The 16343-nt window shown below is 60.3% G+C and carries 17 protein-coding genes; 8 read left to right on the top strand and 9 right to left on the bottom strand.

The window, feature by feature from the left end:
* Positions 1-75 precede the first annotated feature (75 nt).
* Positions 76-393 (bottom strand): cold shock domain-containing protein CspD, encoded by a 318-nt coding sequence (cspD, locus tag AOA59_RS29045; RefSeq protein ID WP_305886616.1) that lies wholly within the window; start codon positions 391-393, stop codon positions 76-78.
* A gap of 219 nt (positions 394-612) precedes the next feature.
* Between cspD and clpS the strand changes: the two genes are divergently transcribed.
* Both clpS and clpA read left to right on the top strand, forming a co-directional pair.
* Positions 613-981, top strand: a complete 369-nt coding sequence (clpS, locus tag AOA59_RS29050) for an ATP-dependent Clp protease adapter ClpS (RefSeq protein WP_005789091.1) — start codon at positions 613-615, stop codon at positions 979-981.
* Between the two features lie 29 nt (positions 982-1010).
* The gene (clpA, locus tag AOA59_RS29055; protein WP_056861703.1) at positions 1011-3281 is read left to right on the top strand and encodes an ATP-dependent Clp protease ATP-binding subunit ClpA; all 2271 of its coding nucleotides are present in this window, start codon (positions 1011-1013) and stop codon (positions 3279-3281) included.
* 218 nt (positions 3282-3499) lie between these two features.
* Here the strand turns inward: clpA and infA are convergent, their stop codons facing one another.
* The 3 genes from infA to aat form a co-directional block, all read right to left on the bottom strand.
* A complete protein-coding gene (infA, locus tag AOA59_RS29060; protein ID WP_002553999.1) occupies positions 3500-3718 on the bottom strand; it encodes a translation initiation factor IF-1 in 219 nt (72 codons plus the stop codon).
* Positions 3719-3818: 100 nt separating this feature from the next.
* Positions 3819-4526: an arginyltransferase gene (locus AOA59_RS29065; RefSeq protein ID WP_065931013.1), complete on the bottom strand. Its 708-nt coding sequence runs from the start codon at positions 4524-4526 to the stop codon at positions 3819-3821.
* 56 nt (positions 4527-4582) lie between these two features.
* Positions 4583-5263, bottom strand: a complete 681-nt coding sequence (aat, locus tag AOA59_RS29070) for a leucyl/phenylalanyl-tRNA--protein transferase (RefSeq protein WP_069788234.1) — start codon at positions 5261-5263, stop codon at positions 4583-4585.
* 494 nt (positions 5264-5757) lie between these two features.
* Between aat and AOA59_RS29075 the strand changes: the two genes are divergently transcribed.
* From AOA59_RS29075 to cysG, 6 genes are read left to right on the top strand one after another with little or no spacing between them, the layout of a single operon-like run.
* Entirely contained in the window at positions 5758-8163 is a 2406-nt protein-coding gene (locus AOA59_RS29075; protein WP_065931011.1) for a DNA translocase FtsK, read from the top strand.
* A gap of 54 nt (positions 8164-8217) precedes the next feature.
* Complete coding sequence (gene lolA / locus AOA59_RS29080) at positions 8218-8841, top strand: outer membrane lipoprotein chaperone LolA (protein ID WP_065931010.1); 624 nt, start codon at positions 8218-8220, stop codon at positions 8839-8841.
* 23 nt (positions 8842-8864) lie between these two features.
* Entirely contained in the window at positions 8865-10187 is a 1323-nt protein-coding gene (locus tag AOA59_RS29085; RefSeq protein WP_099489871.1) for a replication-associated recombination protein A, read from the top strand.
* Positions 10187-10561: a fluoride efflux transporter CrcB gene (gene crcB, locus AOA59_RS29090; protein ID WP_017137499.1), complete on the top strand. Its 375-nt coding sequence runs from the start codon at positions 10187-10189 to the stop codon at positions 10559-10561. The genes AOA59_RS29085 and crcB overlap by 1 nt, the downstream gene beginning before the upstream one ends.
* Before the next feature lie 16 nt (positions 10562-10577).
* The gene (gene serS, locus AOA59_RS29095) at positions 10578-11858 is read left to right on the top strand and encodes a serine--tRNA ligase (protein WP_017137498.1); all 1281 of its coding nucleotides are present in this window, start codon (positions 10578-10580) and stop codon (positions 11856-11858) included.
* Positions 11859-13253 carry a siroheme synthase CysG gene (cysG, locus tag AOA59_RS29100; protein WP_065931007.1) on the top strand — a complete coding sequence of 465 codons (1395 nt, stop codon included), beginning with the start codon at positions 11859-11861 and terminating at the stop codon, positions 13251-13253. It abuts the gene before it with no gap.
* A 47-nt stretch (positions 13254-13300) separates the two neighbouring features.
* Here the strand turns inward: cysG and AOA59_RS29105 are convergent, their stop codons facing one another.
* From AOA59_RS29105 to tusC, 5 genes are all read right to left on the bottom strand, one after another.
* Positions 13301-14296 (bottom strand): glutathione S-transferase family protein, encoded by a 996-nt coding sequence (locus tag AOA59_RS29105; RefSeq protein ID WP_099489872.1) that lies wholly within the window; start codon positions 14294-14296, stop codon positions 13301-13303.
* Between the two features lie 88 nt (positions 14297-14384).
* Positions 14385-15386 carry a glycosyl transferase family protein gene (locus AOA59_RS29110; protein ID WP_099489873.1) on the bottom strand — a complete coding sequence of 334 codons (1002 nt, stop codon included), beginning with the start codon at positions 15384-15386 and terminating at the stop codon, positions 14385-14387.
* Positions 15383-15718: a TusE/DsrC/DsvC family sulfur relay protein gene (locus tag AOA59_RS29115; RefSeq protein ID WP_099489874.1), complete on the bottom strand. Its 336-nt coding sequence runs from the start codon at positions 15716-15718 to the stop codon at positions 15383-15385. The genes AOA59_RS29110 and AOA59_RS29115 overlap by 4 nt, the downstream gene beginning before the upstream one ends.
* A complete protein-coding gene (gene tusB, locus AOA59_RS29120; protein WP_065931003.1) occupies positions 15715-15993 on the bottom strand; it encodes a sulfurtransferase complex subunit TusB in 279 nt (92 codons plus the stop codon). Before tusB ends, AOA59_RS29115 begins: the two co-directional genes overlap by 4 nt.
* Positions 15993-16343 (bottom strand): sulfurtransferase complex subunit TusC, encoded by a 351-nt coding sequence (gene tusC, locus AOA59_RS29125; RefSeq protein WP_065931002.1) that lies wholly within the window; start codon positions 16341-16343, stop codon positions 15993-15995. The genes tusB and tusC overlap by 1 nt, the downstream gene beginning before the upstream one ends.

A 16343-nucleotide genomic window follows, 5' to 3' on the forward strand; every position in this document is an offset into this window, starting at 1 on the left:
GAGGCCATGAAAAAAGCCGGCCATTCTGACGAGTCAGGGTGGTCGGCTTTTTACCGGTAGTTACCTCAAAGCTGATCAGGCGGGTTGTTTCTTCTTTGATTGAGCAGGCTGATCTGCCGTGGGCATTGTTTCATGCGTTGGGTCGTAGGCTGTTGCGGGTGCGGCCACGCGAGCGGCGCAGATTGCAACAGCATGCATGCCTTTGGGGCCCTGAATAATTTCAAACTCCACTTCCTGGCCCGCTTTCAGCGTCTTGTACCCATCCATGGTAATCGCTGAATAATGCGCGAAGAGGTCTTCTCCGGATTTTCCATCCGCATTGATGAACCCATAGCCCTTGGCATTGTTAAACCATTTGACCTTGCCACTGATCTTGACGCCAGACATACCCATATCCCTCTGCACCAGACTCCATCACTGGAGTATCATCCAGTTTATCCGTCCTAACCCGAATAAATAAGGTTGACTGCGCGGACCTTTTTTACCCACTGTGGGTTCTATTGGTTGTAACACCGTTTCGCCGATAGTCAAGGCGACCAGTCGGTCAGTAGTTGAAATTCTGACAGGTCGCCCCCACCACTGTATTTGAACCACTGACGAACCTTTCTTTCCATGCATGCAAACAGCCAGATTCGACTAACATTCAATCAGGATCGCCCGGATCAGGAACACGATGACGACGGTTCTGCAGGCATTGCTGTCCAGGAGGCGAAGCCTGCTCTACAGGCGCCGCCGATGTACAAGGTGGTTTTGTTCAATGATGACTACACACCGATGGATTTCGTCGTCGAAGTGCTCGAGGTGTTTTTTAACCTGAACCGCGAGCTGGCGACCAAGGTAATGCTGGCCGTTCACACAGAAGGACGGGCAGTATGTGGAGTGTTTACCCGTGACATCGCCGAGACAAAGGCCATGCAGGTCAACCAGTACGCCAGGGAAAGCCAGCATCCGCTACTCTGTGAAATCGAGAAGGACGGTTAACGCCGACCACTTGGGTATGAGGTGAAGCTATGTTAAACCGCGAGCTCGAAGTCACCCTCAATCTTGCCTTCAAGGAGGCCCGTTCGAAGCGTCATGAATTCATGACCGTCGAGCACCTGCTGCTGGCACTTTTGGATAACGAAGCTGCCGCCACCGTTCTGCGTGCGTGCGGCGCCAACCTCGATAAACTCAAGCATGACCTGCAGGAGTTTATCGACTCCACCACGCCATTGATCCCCGTGCATGACGAGGACCGTGAAACCCAGCCAACCCTGGGCTTTCAGCGGGTATTGCAGCGTGCTGTCTTCCACGTACAGAGCTCCGGTAAGCGTGAGGTCACGGGCGCCAATGTGCTGGTGGCGATTTTCAGCGAGCAGGAAAGCCAGGCAGTGTTCCTGCTCAAGCAGCAGAGCGTTGCCCGTATTGATGTCGTCAACTACATCGCCCACGGTATCTCCAAGGTGCCAGGGCACGGCGATCATTCCGAGGGTGAGCAGGATATGCAGGACGACGAGGGCGGTGAGTCTTCTTCTTCGGGCAATCCACTGGATGCCTATGCCAGCAACCTTAACGAACTGGCGCGCCAGGGGCGGATCGATCCGCTGGTGGGGCGTGAGCTTGAGGTTGAGCGTGTAGCGCAGATCCTCGCGCGTCGTCGCAAGAACAACCCTTTGCTGGTGGGCGAGGCGGGCGTGGGGAAAACCGCGATTGCCGAAGGCCTGGCCAAGCGCATCGTGGATAACCAGGTGCCGGATTTGCTGGCCAACAGCGTCGTCTACTCCCTTGATCTGGGCGCGTTGCTCGCCGGGACCAAGTACCGTGGCGATTTCGAGAAACGCTTCAAGGCGCTGCTCGGCGAGCTGAAAAAACGCCCGCAGGCGATCCTGTTTATCGATGAAATCCACACCATCATTGGTGCCGGTGCGGCGTCGGGTGGGGTGATGGACGCCTCCAACCTGCTCAAGCCGCTGCTGTCGTCGGGTGATATCCGTTGCATCGGTTCGACCACCTTCCAGGAATTTCGCGGCATCTTCGAAAAAGACCGTGCCCTGGCGCGTCGCTTCCAGAAAGTCGACGTGTCCGAGCCTTCGGTTGAAGACACCATCGGCATCCTGCGCGGCCTCAAAGGGCGCTTCGAGGCCCACCACGGCATCGAGTACACCGATGAAGCCCTGCGCGCCGCTGCTGAGTTGGCATCGCGCTACATCAATGATCGGCACATGCCGGACAAAGCCATCGACGTGATCGACGAGGCGGGTGCCTACCAGCGTCTGCAGCCGGTCGAGAAGCGTGTGAAACGCATCGACGTGCCTCAAGTCGAGGACATCGTGGCGAAGATCGCGCGTATTCCGCCTAAGCACGTCAACAGTTCCGACAAGGAGCTGCTGCGTAACCTGGAGCGCGACCTCAAGCTCACGGTGTTCGGTCAGGATGCGGCTATCGACGCGTTGTCCACCGCGATCAAGCTGTCGCGCGCGGGCCTCAAGTCGCCGGACAAGCCGGTCGGTTCGTTCCTGTTCGCAGGCCCGACCGGCGTCGGCAAGACCGAAGCTGCGCGCCAATTGGCCAAGGCCATGGGCATTGAACTGGTACGTTTCGACATGTCCGAATACATGGAGCGCCACACCGTGTCGCGCCTGATCGGTGCGCCTCCGGGCTATGTCGGGTTCGACCAGGGCGGCCTGTTGACCGAAGCCATCACCAAGCAGCCGCACTGCGTGTTGCTGCTCGATGAAATCGAGAAGGCCCACCCGGAAGTCTTCAACCTGCTGCTGCAGGTCATGGACCATGGCACCCTTACCGATAACAACGGGCGCAAGGCGGACTTCCGCAACGTCATCGTGATCATGACTACCAACGCCGGTGCCGAGACTGCTGCGCGGGCCTCCATTGGCTTTACGCATCAGGATCACTCATCCGACGCCATGGAAGTGATCAAGAAGAGCTTCACGCCGGAGTTCCGCAACCGTCTGGACACCATTATCCAGTTTGGTCGCCTCAGCCATGAGGTCATCAAAAGCGTGGTGGACAAGTTCCTTACCGAGCTTCAGGCGCAGTTGGAAGACAAACGCGTGCAGCTGGAAGTGACGGATGCGGCGCGCAACTGGCTGGCCGAGGGCGGCTACGACTCGGCAATGGGCGCTCGCCCAATGGCGCGTCTGATCCAGGACAAGATCAAGCGGCCACTGGCCGAAGAGATCCTGTTTGGCGAGCTTTCCGACCATGGCGGCGTGGTGCATATCGACCTGAAGGATGGCGAGCTGACCTTCGAGTTCGAAACCACGGCCGAAATGGCCTGATAGCTGATCGCAACACAGCAAAAGGCGCCGAAAGGCGCCTTTTTGCTGTCCCCCCTGTGGGAGCTGGCTTGCCTGCGATAGCGGTGGGCCAGCTAGAGATGTACCAGCAGAAACACCGCTATCGCAGGCAAGCCAGCTCCCACAGGTATTTGTGGTGCTGCATAAATAACGCACACACAAAAACGCCCGGCATAACCGGGCGTTTTGTATTGACTTGCTTAACGAGCGCGGTAAGTGATGCGCCCTTTGCTCAAGTCATAGGGCGTCAGCTCGACGCGCACTTTGTCACCGGTAAGAATACGAATGTAGTTCTTGCGCATCTTGCCGGAGATATGCGCGGTTACGACGTGCCCATTTTCCAACTCCACACGAAACATGGTGTTGGGCAGGGTGTCGACGACAGTGCCTTCCATTTCGAAGCTGTCTTCTTTCGACATGCAGTAAAGCCCTCGGTATCCAGTGAATGGCCCGGTGCAACTGCGCCAGGCAAAAGCGGCGTGCATTGTGCCCGAAAAAGGGTGTTTAAGCCAAGGGGTTCTAGTTAAGCGTTACCCATCTTTGATTAATCAGCAGCTCAATGGGCCGATATTGGGTCTTGTAGTTCATCTTTTTGCAGTTCTTGATCCAGTATCCGAGGTACACCGCCTCCAGTTCCAGGCGCAGGGCTTCACCGATTTGCCACAAAATCGCAAAGCGCCCAAGGCTGCGGCGTTCTTCGGAAGGCTCATAGAAGGTGTAGACCGCCGACAGGCCGTTGGGCAGCAGGTCGGTCACCGCCACCGCCAGCAGGCGGCCATCCAGGCGGAACTCATAGAAGCGTGAGAAGGGCAGGTCGCGCACCAGGAAGGTCGAAAACTGATCACGGCTGGGCGGGAACATGTCGCCATCTGCGTGGCGTTGTTCGATGTAACGCTGGTAAAGATCGAAATATTCTTCGCTGTACTGTGGCTTGGTGGCCGTGACCGTCAGGTCGGCGTTGCGTTTGAGAATGCGTTTCTGATTACGGTCCGGCAAAAACTGCGCAACCGGGATGCGCGCAGGCACGCACGCATTGCAATTCTGGCAATGGGGTCGGTACAGATGATCGCCGCTGCGCCGAAAGCCCATCTCCGAAAGGTCGGCATACACATGCACGTCCATCGGCTGGCTGGGGTCGAGGAACAGTGTGGTGGCCTGCTCGTCAGGCAGATAGCTGCAAGAGTGGGCTTGAGTGGCATAGAACTTCAAGCGCGCCAGCTCGGTCATGATCAACCCTCGGGTTAAGCTTTGAAATAAGTGTATGCCAGGTACGCGGAAGTCGCCTAGGAAACCCACGGGCCAGAGCTGGGTTGGTCCAAATGGTTACGCAGGAAATCGGCAAATTCACTGCGTGGTATGGCGCGGGCGCCGAGGCTGTGCAGGTGGTCATTGGGCATCTGGCAGTCGATCAGTACAAAACCCCAGGCCTGCAACTGGCGGGTCAGTGTGGCAAAGCCGAACTTGGAGGCATTGTCGGCGCGGCTGAACATCGATTCGCCAAAAAACAATTGGCCCATGGCCAGGCCATACAGGCCGCCGACCAGCTTGCCGTCATCCCACACTTCAACGGAGTGCGCGTAGCCGCGCCGGTGCAGCTCCAGGTAGGCGCTTTGGATGCCTTCGGTGATCCAGGTGCCGTCCGCATAAGCGCGGGGCGCGGCGCAGGCCTGGATGACGGCGGCGAAGTCCTGGTCGAAGGTCACGCTGTAGCGCTGCTGGCGCAACAGTTTGCCCAAGCTGCGTGATACGTGCAGCTCGTCGGGGAATATTACCGTGCGTGGGTCTGGAGACCACCAGAGGATCGGCTGGCCGTCGGAGAACCACGGAAAGCAGCCATGGCGATAGGCCTGGATCAGTCGCTCGGCCGACAGGTCGCCGCCGGCAGCCAGCAAGCCATTGGGTTCGCGCATGGCCTTGGCCAGCGGCGGAAAAGTCAGGGAATCGCGTTGCAACCAGGTCAGCATGGCATCCAGGCTTACGGTGGGGGAGGGGAGTGGCAGGTATGACGCCTGCCGCATGTGGGGTGATTATTGTCGACAAGGCGCTGTGGGGCCAGCCCGAATCGGGCATCGGCGCGCAATAGCGTTAACGGGTGTTTCTGCAACTCTGCCCTACAGGCGCGGTCGTAATCGGGTCTGGGCCATGCAGGCCAATTGCCAAGCTTGCCTGCTTTGATAAAAACAGCGCATAAGCCTTTGTCAGCAAAGGCAATGCATGCTCAAATTGAACAGGCTGTGACACATCATTTGTGCAGGCCGTCGGGTGAGGGCAAGTACGTGGCATCGCCGACGCAAACCCGTACAATGCGGGCATTGTGGCGTTATCGCCCTTTCACCTGTTCATCACCCAATGTTAAAAGTAGTTTCAGCGACATTCGTTCATTTTTCAGCTGCTCGGATTGAGCAGTGTGCAGTCATTCAACAGATGGACGCGCTAAAGGCGCAGGAATAGACCCGTTTTGAAGAAATCCGCCGCAACACCTAAAGCAGCAGTCGTGCCGGCCTGGCGCCAGCACCTGCATTACCGACTCAAGGAAGGCGCGCTGATCGCTATCGGCGCCCTGTGCCTGTTCCTGATGATGGCCTTGCTCACCTATGGCAAGGACGATCCGGGCTGGAGCCACAACAGCAAGATCGAAGACGTGCAGAACTTCGGCGGCCCCGCCGGTTCCTACAGCGCCGATATCCTGTTTATGGTGTTGGGCTACTTCGCGTATATCTTCCCGCTGCTGCTGGCGATCAAGACCTGGCAGATCTTCCGCCAGCGTCACGAACCGTGGCAGTGGAGCGGCTGGCTGTTCTCCTGGCGCCTGATCGGCCTGGTGTTCCTGGTGTTGTCCGGCGCGGCGCTGGCGCACATCCATTTTCATGCACCTACCGGCCTGCCGGCGGGCGCGGGCGGGGCGTTGGGCGAAAGCCTCGGCGACCTGGCGCGCAAGACCCTGAACATCCAGGGCAGCACCTTGATGTTTATCGCGCTGTTCCTGTTCGGCCTCACCGTGTTCACCGACCTGTCGTGGTTCAAGGTGATGGACGTGACCGGCAAGATCACCCTGGACCTGCTCGAGTTGTTCCAGGGCGCGGCCAACCGTTGGTGGTCGGCCCGAGTTGATCGCAAGCGCATGGTCGCGCAACTGCGCGAGGTGGACACCCGCGTTAACGAAGTGGTGGCCCCGAGTACGCCGGACCGCCGCGAGCAGGCCAAGGTCAAGGAACGCTTGATCGAGCGCGAGCAGGCCCTGAGCAAGCACATGTCGGACCGCGAGAAGCAGGTGCCGCCGGTGATTGCCCCGGCACCGCCCAAAGCGCCCGAGCCGAGCCATCGTGTGCAGAAAGAGAAGCAGGCGCCGTTGTTTGTCGACAGCGCCGTCGAAGGCACTTTGCCGCCGATCTCGATTCTCGACCCGGCCGAAAAGAAACAACTCAACTATTCCCCGGAATCCCTGGCGGCGGTTGGCCATCTGCTGGAAATCAAACTCAAGGAATTCGGCGTCGAAGTCTCGGTGGATTCGATTCACCCAGGCCCGGTGATTACCCGTTACGAGATCCAGCCGGCCGCCGGCGTCAAGGTCAGCCGTATCTCCAACCTGGCCAAAGACCTGGCCCGCTCCCTGGCCGTGACCAGTGTGCGTGTGGTGGAAGTGATCCCCGGCAAGACCACCGTCGGCATCGAGATTCCCAACGAAGACCGCCAGATCGTGCGGTTCTCCGAGGTGCTGTCGACCCCGGAATACGACAACTTCAAATCGCCGGTCACCCTGGCCCTCGGCCACGACATCGGCGGCAAGCCGGTGATCACCGACCTGGCGAAAATGCCGCACCTGCTGGTGGCCGGTACCACTGGTTCCGGTAAGTCGGTGGGCGTGAACGCGATGATCCTGTCGATCCTGTTCAAGTCCGGCCCGGATGACGCCAAGCTGATCATGATCGACCCGAAGATGCTCGAGTTGTCGATCTACGAAGGCATCCCGCACCTGCTCTGCCCGGTGGTGACCGATATGAAGGACGCCGCCAACGCCCTGCGCTGGAGCGTCGCCGAGATGGAGCGCCGCTACAAGCTGATGGCGAAGATGGGCGTGCGTAACCTGTCGGGCTTCAATGCCAAGGTCAAGGAAGCCCAGGACGCCGGCACACCGCTGAGCGACCCGCTGTACAAGCGTGAAAGCATCCACGACGAAGCGCCGCTGCTGACCAAGCTGCCGACCATCGTGGTGGTGGTCGACGAGTTTGCCGACATGATGATGATCGTCGGCAAGAAGGTTGAAGAACTGATCGCGCGTATCGCCCAAAAGGCGCGTGCGGCCGGTATTCACTTGATCCTCGCGACCCAGCGGCCGTCGGTGGATGTGATCACCGGCTTGATCAAGGCCAACATTCCGACGCGGATGGCGTTCCAGGTCTCCAGCAAGATCGACTCGCGCACCATCATCGACCAGGGTGGCGCTGAGCAACTGCTCGGCCACGGTGACATGCTCTACATGCCGCCGGGCACCAGCCTGCCGATTCGCGTGCACGGTGCGTTCGTCTCCGATGACGAAGTGCATCGCGTGGTCGAAGCCTGGAAACTGCGTGGCGCGCCGGAATACAACGACGACATCCTCGCGGGCGTGGAAGAGGCCGGCAGCGGCTTCGACGGCGGCAGCAGCGGTGATGACGATGCCGAAACCGACGCGCTTTACGATGAAGCCGTGGCATTCGTACTCGAAAGCCGTCGCGCCTCGATCTCTGCGGTGCAGCGTAAGCTCAAAATCGGCTACAACCGCGCCGCCCGCATGATCGAATCGATGGAAAATGCCGGCGTCGTGACCGCCATGAACACCAACGGTTCGCGTGAAGTCATCGCCCCCGGGCAGATGCGCGACTGACCCCGTGCTGCGTGGCAACACGCAGCGCGTCCTGACGACTCAATGAGGATTCCCATGCGCTTTATCCGCATGCTGTTGTTGCCTGCACTGGCCCTGACTGCTGTTTCGGCCCACGCTGATCCCGCCTCGGTGGCCAGCCTGAAGAACCTGTTGGACAAATCCCAGACCCTGACCGCGCGCTTCTCCCAGTTGACCCTGGATGCCGGTGGTACCCAGTTGCAGCAAACCGAAGGCGAAATGGCCGTGCAGCGCCCTGGGCTGTTCTACTGGCACACCGAAGGCAAGGCCGAGCAGACCATCGTTTCCGATGGCCAGAAGGTCACCCTGTGGGACCCGGACCTGGAACAGGCGACCATCAAGAAGCTCGACCCGCGCTTGAACCAGACGCCGGCGCTGCTGCTGTCGGGCGATGTGTCGAAGATCAACGACAGCTTCGACATCACCTCCAAGCAAACCAGCAACGTGATCGAGTTCACCCTCAAGCCCAAATCCAAGGACACGCTGTTCGACAGCCTGAACCTGTCGTTCGGCAACGGCGTGATCAACAACATGCGCCTGATCGACAGTGTTGGCCAACGCACCGATATCCTGTTCTCCGGCGTCAAGGCTAACCAGCCGGTGGATGCATCCAAGTTCAAGTTTGTCATCCCCAAGGGTGCCGACGTGATCCAGGAATAAACTAGAGGTTTCAAACGCTGCCCATGGATTTGTTTCGAAGTGACCCGATTGCTCAGCCCCTGGCGGCGCGCTTGCGTTCCACCAATCTGGATGAGTACGTCGGGCAAGAACACCTGCTCGCTCGCGGCAAGCCTCTGCGCGAAGCCCTGGAGCAGGGGGCGCTGCACTCGATGATTTTCTGGGGGCCGCCGGGCGTGGGTAAAACCACCCTGGCGCGGCTGCTGGCGAAAGTCTCGGATGCGCACTTCGAAACGGTTTCGGCGGTGCTGGCCGGGGTCAAAGAGATTCGCCAGGCGGTAGAAGTTGCCAAGCAGCAAGCCGGGCAATACGGCAAGCGCACCATCCTGTTTGTCGACGAAGTGCATCGCTTCAACAAGTCGCAGCAGGATGCGTTCTTGCCGTACGTCGAAGACGGCACGTTGATATTCATTGGTGCGACCACCGAAAACCCGTCGTTTGAACTCAACAACGCTTTGCTCTCGCGAGCGCGTGTCTATGTGCTCAAGAGCCTGGACGAAGCGGCGATGCAAAAGCTGCTGCACCGGGCCCTGAGCGAAGATAAAGGCTTGGGCAAGCGCCAGATGAGTGTCAGCGAAGAAGGCTTCAAGATGCTGCTGGCCGCCGCCGATGGCGATGGCCGGCGCTTTCTGAACCTGCTGGAGAACGCCTCGGACCTGGCCGAAGACGGCAACGAGATTGGCGTCGACCTGTTGCAAAGCCTGCTTGGCGACACGCGCCGCCGCTTCGACAAGGGCGGCGAAGCCTTCTACGACCAGATATCGGCGCTGCACAAATCGGTGCGCGGCTCCAACCCCGACGGCGCGTTGTACTGGTTTGCGCGCATGATCGACGGCGGCTGCGACCCGCTGTACCTGGCGCGCCGCGTGGTGCGCATGGCCAGCGAAGACATCGGCAACGCCGACCCGCGTGCCTTGAGCCTGTGCCTGGCGGCCTGGGATGTGCAGGAGCGCCTCGGCAGCCCGGAAGGCGAGTTGGCCGTGGCCCAGGCCATCACCTACCTGGCCTGCGCGCCAAAAAGCAACGCGGTGTACATGGGCTTCAAATCCGCCCTGCGCGCCGCTGCCGAATACGGCTCTCTCGAAGTGCCGATGCACCTGCGCAATGCGCCGACCAAGCTGATGAAACAACTGGGTTACGGCGACGAATACCGCTATGCCCACGATGAGCCGGACGCCTACGCGGCCGGCGAAGACTACTTCCCCGATGAGCTTGAGCCCTTGCCGCTTTATCAGCCGGTGCCCCGTGGCCTGGAGCTGAAAATCGGTGAAAAGCTCAATCACCTGGCCCAACTCGACCGTCTCAGCCCAAAACAACGGAGAAAGTAGTGCTCAAGACCATTCTTGCCGTGTCCGCCGCGGGTATCGCTGGTACATTATTGCGTTTCGCCACCGGCACTTGGGTCAGCGCCAACTGGCCGAAGCATTTTTATGCGGCGACCCTGGCGGTCAACCTGGTGGGTTGCCTGATTATCGGCCTGTTGTACGGCTGGTTCCTGTTGCGTCCCGAAGTGCCGATTGAGGTTCGCGCCGGCTTGATTGTCGGCTTTGTAGGCGGTCTTACGACCTTTTCATCCTTTTCACTGGATACGGTGCGCCTGCTGGAAAGCGGGCAAGCGTTGGTAGCCTTCGGTTACCTGGGCATCAGCGTGTTCGGCGGGCTGCTCGCCACCTGGGCCGGCCTGTCCTTGACCAAACTTTGATAAACGAGAGACCGACATGCTCGATTCCAAACTGTTACGTAGCAACCTTCAGGACGTAGCGGACCGCCTGGCATCCCGTGGCTTTGCCTTGGATGTTGCGCGCATCGAAGCGCTGGAAGAACAGCGCAAGACCGTCCAGACCCGCACCGAAGCACTGCAGGCTGAGCGTAATGCGCGTTCCAAATCCATCGGTCAGGCCAAGCAGCGCGGCGAAGACATTGCGCCGTTGATGGCGGATGTCGAGCGTATGGGCACCGAGCTGTCCGACGGCAAAGTCGAGCTGGAAGGCATTCAGACCGAGCTGGATTCGATCCTGCTGGGCATCCCGAATATTCCGCACGAATCCGTGCCGATTGGCGAAGACGAAGACGGCAACGTCGAAGTGCGCCGCTGGGGCACGCCAAAAGCCTTCGATTTCGAGATCAAGGATCACGTTGCGTTGGGCGAACTGACCGGCGGCCTGGATTTCGAAACCGCCGCCAAAATGTCCGGCGCACGCTTTGCTCTGCTGCGCGGCCCGATTGCGCGCATGCACCGTGCCCTGGCGCAGTTCATGATCAACCTGCACACCGCTGAACACGGCTACGAAGAAGCTTACACGCCGTATCTGGTGCAGGCGCCGGCGCTGATGGGCACCAGTCAGCTGCCGAAGTTCGAAGAAGACCTGTTCAAGATCAGCCGCGACGGCGAAGCCGACCTGTACCTGATCCCGACCGCCGAAGTGTCGCTGACCAATATCGTCGCCGGTGAAATCCTCGACGCCAAGCAACTGCCGATCAAGTTCGTGGCTCACAGCCCGTGCTTCCGTAGCGAAGCCGGTGCCTCGGGCCGTGACACGCGCGGCATGATCCGTCAGCACCAGTTCGACAAGGTAGAGATGGTGCAGGTTGTAGAACCGTCGACCTCCATGGAAGCCCTGGAAGGCTTGACCGCCAACGCCGAGCGCGTCCTGCAACTGCTGGAGCTGCCGTACCGCGTACTGGCGCTGTGCACTGGCGACATGGGTTTCAGCGCCGTGAAAACCTACGACCTCGAAGTGTGGGTGCCGAGCCAGGACAAGTACCGCGAGATTTCGTCGTGCTCCAACTGCGGTGATTTCCAGGCCCGTCGCATGCAGGCGCGTTTCCGTAACCCGGAAACCGGCAAGCCGGAACTGGTGCACACCCTCAACGGCTCGGGCCTGGCCGTAGGCCGTACCCTGGTGGCCGTGCTGGAAAACTACCAGCAGGCCGACGGTTCCATCCGCGTGCCGGAAGTGCTCAAGCCGTACATGGGCGGCGTTGAGGTCATCGGCTAAATGGAATTTCTGCCGCTGTTTCATAACCTGCGCGGCAGTCGTGTGTTGGTCGTCGGTGGCGGGGAGATTGCCTTGCGCAAATCCCGGCTGCTGGCCGACGCCGGTGCGTTGCTGCGGGTGGTTGCTCCCCAGATCGAAGACCAGTTGCGAGAACTGGTGCTGGGCAGTGGCGGGGACCTGATTCTGCGCGGTTATCAGGAGGCAGACCTTGACGGCTGTGTGCTGATTATCGCGGCCACGGACGACGAGCCGCTGAATGCGCAAGTGTCCAGCGATGCCAAGCGCCGCTGTGTGCCGGTCAATGTGGTGGACGCGCCGGCCTTGTGCAGCGTGATCTTCCCGGCGATTGTCGACCGTTCACCCTTGGTGATTGCGGTGTCCAGCGGCGGCGATGCGCCGGTGCTGGCACGCTTGATCCGCGCCAAGCTGGAAACCTGGATTCCGTCGACCTATGGCCAACTGGCCGGTTTGGCGGCGCGTTTTCGCGCCCAGGTCAAAGGTTTGTACCCGGATGTGCAGCAGCGTCGGGCCTTTTGGGAAGAGGTTTTCCAGGGCCCGATCGCCGACCGTCAACTGGCCGGGCAGGGTGGTGAAGCCGAGCGTCTGTTGATCGAAAAGGTCAATGGCGCGCCGCCGTATGCGCCGGGCGAAGTCTATTTGGTCGGTGCGGGCCCGGGTGATCCGGACTTGCTGACCTTCCGTGCCTTGCGCCTGATGCAGCAGGCCGATGTGGTGCTGTATGACCGCCTGGTGGCCCCGGCGATTCTTGAGCTGTGCCGCCGTGACGCCGAGCGTATCTACGTCGGCAAACGTCGCGCCGACCATGCCGTGCCGCAGGACCAGATCAACCAGCAACTGGTGGATTTGGCCAAGCAGGGCAAGCGTGTGTTGCGACTCAAAGGTGGCGATCCCTTCATCTTCGGCCGTGGCGGCGAAGAGATCGAGGAACTGGCGGCCCATGGCATCCCGTTCCAGGTGGTGCCGGGGATCACGGCGGCCAGCGGTTGCGCGGCGTATGCCGGGATTCCGCTGACGCACCGTGACTATGCGCAGTCGGTGCGCTTTATCACCGGGCATTTGAAGAACGGAACGTCGGACCTGCCTTGGCATGACCTCGTGGGGCCGTCGCAGACGTTGGTGTTCTACATGGGCCTGATCGGCTTGCCGATCATCTGCGAGCAACTGATCAAGCACGGGCGCGCGGCAGATACACCGGCGGCGTTGATCCAGCAGGGCACCACGTCCAACCAGCGCGTGTTTACCGGCACACTGGCGGATTTGCCACGCATGGTGGCGGAGCATGAGGTGCATGCGCCGACACTGGTGATCGTCGGTGAGGTGGTGGTGTTGCGCGAGAAGCTCAAGTGGTTTGAAGGCGCGCAATCCCAGGTTTAACACTGATCTTGTGGCGAGGGAGCTTGCCCCCTCGCCACAAGATGTTCTCAGTTCCAGACACCTTTGCCGCTCAACCGCGCCCGACCATGCTCGGCATCAAAGCTCTGCAACGGCCCTTTCGGCACAATTCCGGTCGGGTTGATCGTCCGATGGCTCGCATAGTAATGCCCCTTGATATGCGCAAAATCCACCGTCTCGGCCACGCCCGGCCACTGATACAACTCCCTTAGCCAGTTCGACAAATTCGGATAGTCGGCAATCCGCCGCAGGTTGCATTTGAAGTGGCTGTAATACACCGCATCAAAGCGAATCAGCGTGGTGAACAGCCGCACATCGGCTTCGGTCAGGTATTCACCGGCCAGGTAGCGCTGCTCAGCCAAGTGCTGTTCCAGGCGATCCAGCTCGGCAAACACATCATCAAATGCACTTTCATACGCCTGCTGCGAGGTGGCAAACCCTGCGCGGTACACGCCATTGTTCACCGCGGGGTAGATGCGCTCGTTCAGCGTATCGATCGTCGAGCGCAGGGCTTCGGGGTAGAAATCCAGCGTATTGCCGGTCAGCCCGTTAAACGCACTGTTGAACATGCGGATGATCTCCGCCGATTCATTGCTGACGATGCGCTTGAGCTTTTTGTCCCACAGCACTGGCACGGTGACACGCCCGGTGTAATTTTCGGTGTCTGCGGTGTAACGCTGGTGCATGAAGTCGAAACCGTCGAGCTTGTCGCCGGTCGAGCCGTGTGCCTTGTCGAAGGTCCAGCCATTTTCAAGCATCAGCCAACTGACCACGGACACGTCGATAAAGCTTTCCAAACCCTTGAGTTTGCGCAGGATCAGCGTGCGATGGGCCCACGGGCAAGCCAGGGACACGTACAGGTGGTAACGACCGGCTTCGGCCTTGAAACCGCCGTCGCCGCTGGGGCCAGGCTCGCCATCGGCGGTCACCCAGTGGCGGCGTTGCGCCTGCTCGCGCTGGAACGCGCCGTCTGCGCTACTTTCGTACCACTGGTCTTTCCAGTGTCCTTCGATCAGCAAACCCATGACTGGCTCCTTGGCTAATAAGCGTTGGAGCCCAGTCTAAAGGGCTGAGTTCGAACTAAAAGCGCAAAGACCGGGCGGTAATCATCGATTAAATCGATTTATTCCGCGCATCCCAGAATTGCCGGGCCAATTCGAACGCCTGCTCCCGTGAGTGGCCGAGGCCGCGCAGGGCCAGGGCCATGGTCGCGATCAGCGCCAGTTGCGGGTAACTGTCCTCGACGTCACCGCGCCACAACGCTTTTAAATGCTCGGGCTCCAGGCTGGCCGGTTTGACGTGGCGCTGGGCGGAGAGGGCGGGCCACTCTTCGTCCCAACTCTGGCCGCCGGTGGTGCCATACAAATGGCTGAGGGTGTCGGGGTTGATCTCGACTTCGCCGCCATCGCCTTTCACCACAATCACGTTATCGCCCAGCAGGCCGCTGGCGTCGCGGTGCACGCCCTGGTAACCGGGGTGGAAAATGCTTTGCAAGCCGCAACGCGCATTCAGCGGGTTGAGCAGGCGCGCCAGGGAATGAATGGGTGAGCGCAGGCCCAGGGTGTTGCGCAAGTCGATCATGCGTTGCAGTTGCGGCGCCCAGTCACCCAGCGGGATAAACGCCAGGTTGCCTTGCTCGAAGGCCGTCTGGACCTGTTGCCAATTACGACACAGCGGGATTTGCAGGCCTTGCAGCAATTGCTCGGTGTACAAGCGGCCTGCCGTATGGGCGCCACCGCCGTGCATCAGGATGCGCACGCCGTTTTGCGCCAGGCACTTGGCCGCCAACAGATACCACGGCAGGTGGCGTTTTTTACCGGCGTAGGTCGGCCAATCGATGTCCACATTCAGCGCCGGCGCCTTCAGGCGTTCGCGCACGGCTTCGGTGAAACCGGCGAGTTCTTCCGGGCTCTCTTCCTTGTGACGCAGCAGCATCAGGAAGGCGCCGAGCTGGGTGTCTTCGACTTTTTCGTCGAGCAGCATGCCCATGGCTTCGCGGGCTTCCTCACGGGTGAGGTTGCGCGCGCCGCGCTTGCCTTTGCCCAGGATGCGCACGAATTGCGCAAACGGGTGCTCGGCGGGGGTTTCAAGGGGCAGCGGGGCAAAGTCGGTCATAAGCAATTCGTCGGCCTGGGCAGGCCCGCCAGCTTGGCGGCAAGTTTGGCGGGGGTGCCATTGAAGAGTTTGTTGAGGTGCAGGCTGTTGCCCTTGTCCGGGCCGAGCTTTAAAGCGGTGTACTTGATCAGCGGGCGCGTGGCCGGGGACAGCTGAAATTCTGCGTAAAACCCGCGCAGCAGTTCGAGGATTTCCCAATGCTCGGCGGTCAATACCAAGTGTTCGGCGGCGGCCAGGGCATTGGCCACGTCGGTGGACCAGTCATTCAGGTCGACGAGGTAGCCGTCCTTGTCCAGCTCAAGCGTGCGTTCGCCTACGGTCAGGGTGTTCATAGCCAGGTGTTGACCTTGTCGTAGTCGATCGACAGCTGCACGAAACCTGGATAGTCGACGCTGTCGGCCCAGTCCGGCAGCGGCAGGTTGCGTGCCTGCATGTCTTCGGCCAGGACAAAGACCTTCACGCCACGGGTTTGCAGGGCTGCGTTGTGCAGGCCGTAGGCGCCGTCGCCACACAGCAGGATGGCGTCCTCGGCGCCGCACACGCGCAGGCAACTGGCCAGGCGGCTATCGGTAAACGGGGAGTGAGATACCACGTGCAAAGTCGACATCAGAGGGTCATCACCTGGTCATAACGGTCAATCAATTGGGCGATCGCGGCGCTGTCCAGCGCCTGCGCGCCGGCAGGTGTCACGAGGCTGCGCTCGGTAAGGCTGTGGCTGCAGGCAAACACCTCATCAATGCCGAACAGGCCCAACGCCTGCAGGTTGGCGCTCAGGTCTTTTTGCTGTACAGCCTTGGCGTCCTGATGCGTTGCCAACTGGAACACGCCATCGTCCATAAACAGCAGACCCATCGGCAGATCAAAGGCGCCACCGGCCAATACGATATCCAGCGCTTCCCGCGCACTCGGCCCGGACCACGGGGCCTGGCGGCTGATCACCAATAAAGACTTGGCCAT

Source organism: Pseudomonas sp. 2822-15 (genome assembly GCF_002742515.1).
GTDB lineage: Bacteria > Pseudomonadota > Gammaproteobacteria > Pseudomonadales > Pseudomonadaceae > Aquipseudomonas > Aquipseudomonas salomonii.

What these genes read in the sequence shown, in the direction of transcription:
- clpA (WP_056861703.1), top strand. Translation starts at nt 1,011, where the DNA reads ATGTTAAACCGCGAGCTCGAAGTCACCCTCAATCTTGCCTTCAAGGAG.
- AOA59_RS29085 (WP_099489871.1), top strand. Translation starts at nt 8,865, where the DNA reads ATGGATTTGTTTCGAAGTGACCCGATTGCTCAGCCCCTGGCGGCGCGC.
- AOA59_RS29065 (WP_065931013.1), bottom strand. Translation starts at nt 4,526, where the DNA reads ATGACCGAGCTGGCGCGCTTGAAGTTCTATGCCACTCAAGCCCACTCT.
- serS (WP_017137498.1), top strand. Translation starts at nt 10,578, where the DNA reads ATGCTCGATTCCAAACTGTTACGTAGCAACCTTCAGGACGTAGCGGAC.
- AOA59_RS29105 (WP_099489872.1), bottom strand. Translation starts at nt 14,296, where the DNA reads ATGGGTTTGCTGATCGAAGGACACTGGAAAGACCAGTGGTACGAAAGT.
- AOA59_RS29110 (WP_099489873.1), bottom strand. Translation starts at nt 15,386, where the DNA reads ATGACCGACTTTGCCCCGCTGCCCCTTGAAACCCCCGCCGAGCACCCG.
- cysG (WP_065931007.1), top strand. Translation starts at nt 11,859, where the DNA reads ATGGAATTTCTGCCGCTGTTTCATAACCTGCGCGGCAGTCGTGTGTTG.
- infA (WP_002553999.1), bottom strand. Translation starts at nt 3,718, where the DNA reads ATGTCGAAAGAAGACAGCTTCGAAATGGAAGGCACTGTCGTCGACACC.
- aat (WP_069788234.1), bottom strand. Translation starts at nt 5,263, where the DNA reads ATGCTGACCTGGTTGCAACGCGATTCCCTGACTTTTCCGCCGCTGGCC.
- tusC (WP_065931002.1), bottom strand. Translation starts at nt 16,343, where the DNA reads ATGGCCAAGTCTTTATTGGTGATCAGCCGCCAGGCCCCGTGGTCCGGG.
- lolA (WP_065931010.1), top strand. Translation starts at nt 8,218, where the DNA reads ATGCGCTTTATCCGCATGCTGTTGTTGCCTGCACTGGCCCTGACTGCT.
- tusB (WP_065931003.1), bottom strand. Translation starts at nt 15,993, where the DNA reads ATGTCGACTTTGCACGTGGTATCTCACTCCCCGTTTACCGATAGCCGC.
- clpS (WP_005789091.1), top strand. Translation starts at nt 613, where the DNA reads ATGCATGCAAACAGCCAGATTCGACTAACATTCAATCAGGATCGCCCG.
- cspD (WP_305886616.1), bottom strand. Translation starts at nt 393, where the DNA reads ATGGGTATGTCTGGCGTCAAGATCAGTGGCAAGGTCAAATGGTTTAAC.
- AOA59_RS29115 (WP_099489874.1), bottom strand. Translation starts at nt 15,718, where the DNA reads ATGAACACCCTGACCGTAGGCGAACGCACGCTTGAGCTGGACAAGGAC.